Origin of the sequence: Pseudomonas sp. R62 (assembly GCF_000257605.1) — a bacterium.
GTDB classification, from domain to species: Bacteria; Pseudomonadota; Gammaproteobacteria; order Pseudomonadales; family Pseudomonadaceae; genus Aquipseudomonas; species Aquipseudomonas atacamensis.
Genome location: NZ_JH635999.1, coordinates 1,446,372 through 1,450,015 on the forward strand (window position 1 = coordinate 1,446,372; position 3,644 = coordinate 1,450,015).

General features: G+C 58.7%; 4 protein-coding genes. 3 read left to right on the forward strand and 1 reads right to left on the reverse strand.

Annotated elements, in window-relative coordinates; translation table 11 throughout:
* Positions 1-53: 53 nt before the first annotated feature.
* The 3 genes from OQK_RS24645 (at position 54) to OQK_RS24655 (ending at position 2,014) form a co-directional block, all read left to right on the forward strand.
* Positions 54-764 carry an SDR family oxidoreductase gene (locus OQK_RS24645; RefSeq protein WP_016774773.1) on the forward strand — a complete coding sequence of 237 codons (711 nt, stop codon included), beginning with the start codon at positions 54-56 and terminating at the stop codon, positions 762-764.
* Between the two features lie 14 nt (positions 765-778).
* Entirely contained in the window at positions 779-1,084 is a 306-nt protein-coding gene (locus tag OQK_RS24650) for a DUF6482 family protein (RefSeq protein WP_016774774.1), read from the forward strand.
* A gap of 126 nt (positions 1,085-1,210) precedes the next feature.
* The gene (locus OQK_RS24655) at positions 1,211-2,014 is read left to right on the forward strand and encodes a DUF1206 domain-containing protein (RefSeq protein ID WP_016774775.1); all 804 of its coding nucleotides are present in this window, start codon (positions 1,211-1,213) and stop codon (positions 2,012-2,014) included.
* 42 nt (positions 2,015-2,056) lie between these two features.
* On the opposite strand, the gene OQK_RS24660 is transcribed toward OQK_RS24655, so the two are convergent.
* A complete protein-coding gene (locus OQK_RS24660; protein ID WP_418951590.1) occupies positions 2,057-3,349 on the reverse strand; it encodes an Nramp family divalent metal transporter in 1,293 nt (430 codons plus the stop codon).
* Between the last annotated feature and the right edge of the window lie 295 nt (positions 3,350-3,644).

The following is a 3,644-nucleotide window of genomic DNA, read 5'->3' on the forward strand; positions in this document are numbered from 1 at the left end:
GAAGTCGGTCAGGTGACGGTGTTCTTCCGGCGCCAGAACGCTGGAGCGAACCCATGAGCAGTGGGTTGACCCTGGCCTCGTTCGGCGACGGTTATCGCGCTCTGGTGATCGGCGCCAGTGGCGCCCTCGGCACGGCGTTCTGCCAACATTTGAACCAGGATCCACGCTGCGCCAGCGTCCGTGCGCTGGGACGCAAAACTGTGCCGAAGCTCGACCTCGAGCAGCCCGAAACGATCGCCAGCGCCGCCGCCGAACTGGCAGGCGAAGCGCCCTATCACCTGATCATTCACGCGGCCGGCCTCCTCCATCGCGACCAAGTCAAGCCGGAAAAAAGCTACAGCGCAATCGAAGCCGAGTCGCTGCAGACCGTGTTCCAGGTCAACACGCTGGGGCCGGCGTTGCTGCTGCGCGACTTTCTGCCATTGCTTGCGCCTCAAGGCGCGATGGCGATGCTGTCGGCGAAAGTCGGCAGCATCGGCGACAACCGTTTGGGCGGCTGGTACGCCTATCGCGCCTCCAAGGCTGCGCTGAACATGTTGATCAAGACCGCCGCTATCGAACTCTCGCGCACGCGCCCACAGAGTCGCTTGCTCAGCCTGCACCCGGGCACGGTGGTCTCGCCGTTGTCGCAACCTTTTCGCGGAGCCTCGAGCGCCCGCCCGGCAGACATTGCCGCCGGGCAATTACTGAGTCTGATTGACACGCTGACGCCGGCCGACAGCGGCCATTTCTTCGCCTACGATGGAGAACGCCTGCCCTGGTAGGCAAGGAGTGAAGCATGAATCTGCAAACCCTCACCGAACGTGCGGCCAACAGTGAAGTTCGCGAACTGGAGCTGCTGTCACTCGAAGGTGGTTTTTATCTGGCGAGAATTCGCGTAGATCAGGGCCAATTCACCTTGCTCGATGACGCGGCCAAGCCAATGCACCTGCGTTCGATCACCCACCTGCGCGACTTGCTGCAGACCGTGCCGGCGTTTCCCTGCGTACTGGTGCAACAATGCGTGCACGACGAAATGTGCGGCCGGGATTCAGGGCCGGTCGAAGAGCTGCGCATTCCATTTTCGCTGACCACGCCGTTATGACGCCGAAGCGAGGCGAGCGCTGAATGGCAGGCTGATAAAGCGCGCGTCGCCCACCGGCGACGCATTTATCGAACCCCTGCCCCGTCCACGGGTCTGCTTCACATCGATTCCCTGGAAGTAAATCCCATGTCCACTCAACACACACTTGTCCTGCTTGCCCGAGGCGGATACGCCGCGCGCGGCGTTCTGTATCTGATCATCGGCATCTTCGCGCTGTTGGCAGCGCACGACTCCACCAAACCGAAAGACAGCCACAAGAGCCTTGAAGCATTGCTCAGCCAGCCCTTCGGCTACGTGCTGATCGGTGTTGTGGTCGCCGGCCTGCTGGCCTTCGCCGCGTGGCGTGCGCTGCAAGCGATCCGCGATGTCGACCACCACGGCAGCGAGTTCAAAGGCCTGGTCATTCGCGCAGGTCTGCTCGCCGGCGGTCTGGTCAATGCGGCGCTGGCCTTCTTTGCCTTGGGTCTGTTGGTGAGTGGTCTCAGGAGTTCGGGCGGCTCCGGCGATGGCAAGACCAAGGATCTGCTCGCGCAGCTGCTGTCGTTCGAGCATTCGAACCTGTTGATCTACCTGATCGCGCTGATCCCGCTGGGTGTCGGTATCGCCCACATCATCAAAGGCTGGAAGGCCACGTTCGAGAAATACTTCGAAGCGGATGACGAAGTGATGCGTTACGTGCGCCCGGTGTCGCGCTTTGGCCTGATCGCCCGAGGCGTAGTGTTTATCGAGATTGCAGTGTTGATGGCGGTCAGTGGCTCGGTTTACCAGGCAACCAATCCACCCGGCATGAAGGAAGCGCTGGATGCTTTGCAGAATCTTCCGGCAGGTGGGGTGCTGTTGATGCTGATGGCGTTGGGGCTGATCGCGTTTTCGGTGTACAGCTTTTCCGAAGCGGCCTGGCGCCGGATCGAAATGGATGTGCCGCTGTAAGCGGCAATTCGAGGGGGCGTGTGCCCCCTCGACTGCTTCCCATCAAGTAAACAGATCAACGCCCAACTGGAACGCTACCCATAGCGCCAGACCTGTAGCAAACATCAGCGCGATGTTTTCAAACAGGTTGTTGCGGTACTGCTTGTCCAGCAGCGATTTCTGGTTGGACATGATCAGCAAGCCCAGGGAAATCACCGGCAAACCAATGATGTTCAATGCGCTGACACCAATGGTCAGAGTCACGAAATCCGGCATGCCCGGCATCGACCAGATCAGCGGCGTGACCAGGATGAACAGCATGAACCACTTGTGCATCGGGTCATGATGGAACTCTTTACCGTACTTCTCGCGGCGCTCAGGACGAACATGCTGGAAGGCATCGGTGATCAGCATCGGAAACGCCGTGGTCTTGCCTGAAATACTGGCGAACAGCGTCGCGAACACACCGATGAAGAACACGTACCAGCCGATCGGGCCGAAGAAGATTTCCAGCGCCTTGCCCAGATCGCCCAAGGTTTTCACCTCGATACCGTTGGGCCGCAGGATTTCCGCGCCAACAATCCAGATCGCCAGGTTGATGATGATCCCGACGAACACCGCAAACAGCAGATCGTTACGTTGAATGCGCTTGTGCTGCGGCCCGGTCCAGCCTTTCTGGCGCATGACATAGGGGTGCACGAAGTTGGCGATCGAGCCGGCAACCGCGCCGATCACTGAAACCGCCACCAGCAACGCGCCATGCACGCCTTCGTCCGGCGGAATGCTGAAGCCGATGGTGCCATTGATGATGCCGCTGACATCCGGGCCGGACATCACCGCCAAAGCGATGAACGCCAGGGTCATGATCGCCAGCAGCAGCTTCATCACGCCTTCGATCATCGTGTAGATGTTGCGCCCGACCAGCATCCAGACCGCCAGCACCACCGCCACCGAGCACAGCAATGGCTGATCGATCTTGAACAGCATCGCCAGCGACTCCCCTGCCCCCTTGATCATGTAGGCGTTCATCAAGTGCCCCATCAACAGGGCATAAACCAGCATGAACCAGGCAAACACCGGGTTGAGCTGGGCATAGCCCTGCAGAATGGTCATGCCCTGGTTATTGCACAGCTGGAACCGGGCAATGATGTTGACGATCAGGTATCTCAACAGCAAAGAGACCGCCAGCACCCACATCATCGCGTAGCCGTAGTTCGCACCGGCCACTGAAGACGTGATGAGATCGCCCGCACCGAGCCACGACAGCACGGCGATAATGCCGGGGCCGAGCAGTTTCAGCGTACGCAGGAAAAGGTTTTGCGGTTTTGCGGCGGCCTGATGATCGAGTGGAGCCATGCTCGTCATAGGGGTATCTCCGTTATTGTTTTTGTGAGAGTTGTTGCACTGCGCACATTAGGTAGGATGTCGTACAACAACGCTAACGGGAGAGTATGTAGAAATGTGTCAAACCTCAATCACGACCACCCTCTCCGATCATTTCCGCTGATCAAAATCATCTAGAACAAGCACGTCAAATAAGCGTAGCGACGTTACAGGCCCACGAAATAGCCATTGATGGCCCAGCCAATCACTCATAGGATGACTGATCACAACAACAATAAGGCTGAAAATGATGAAAAGAACCCTCTTG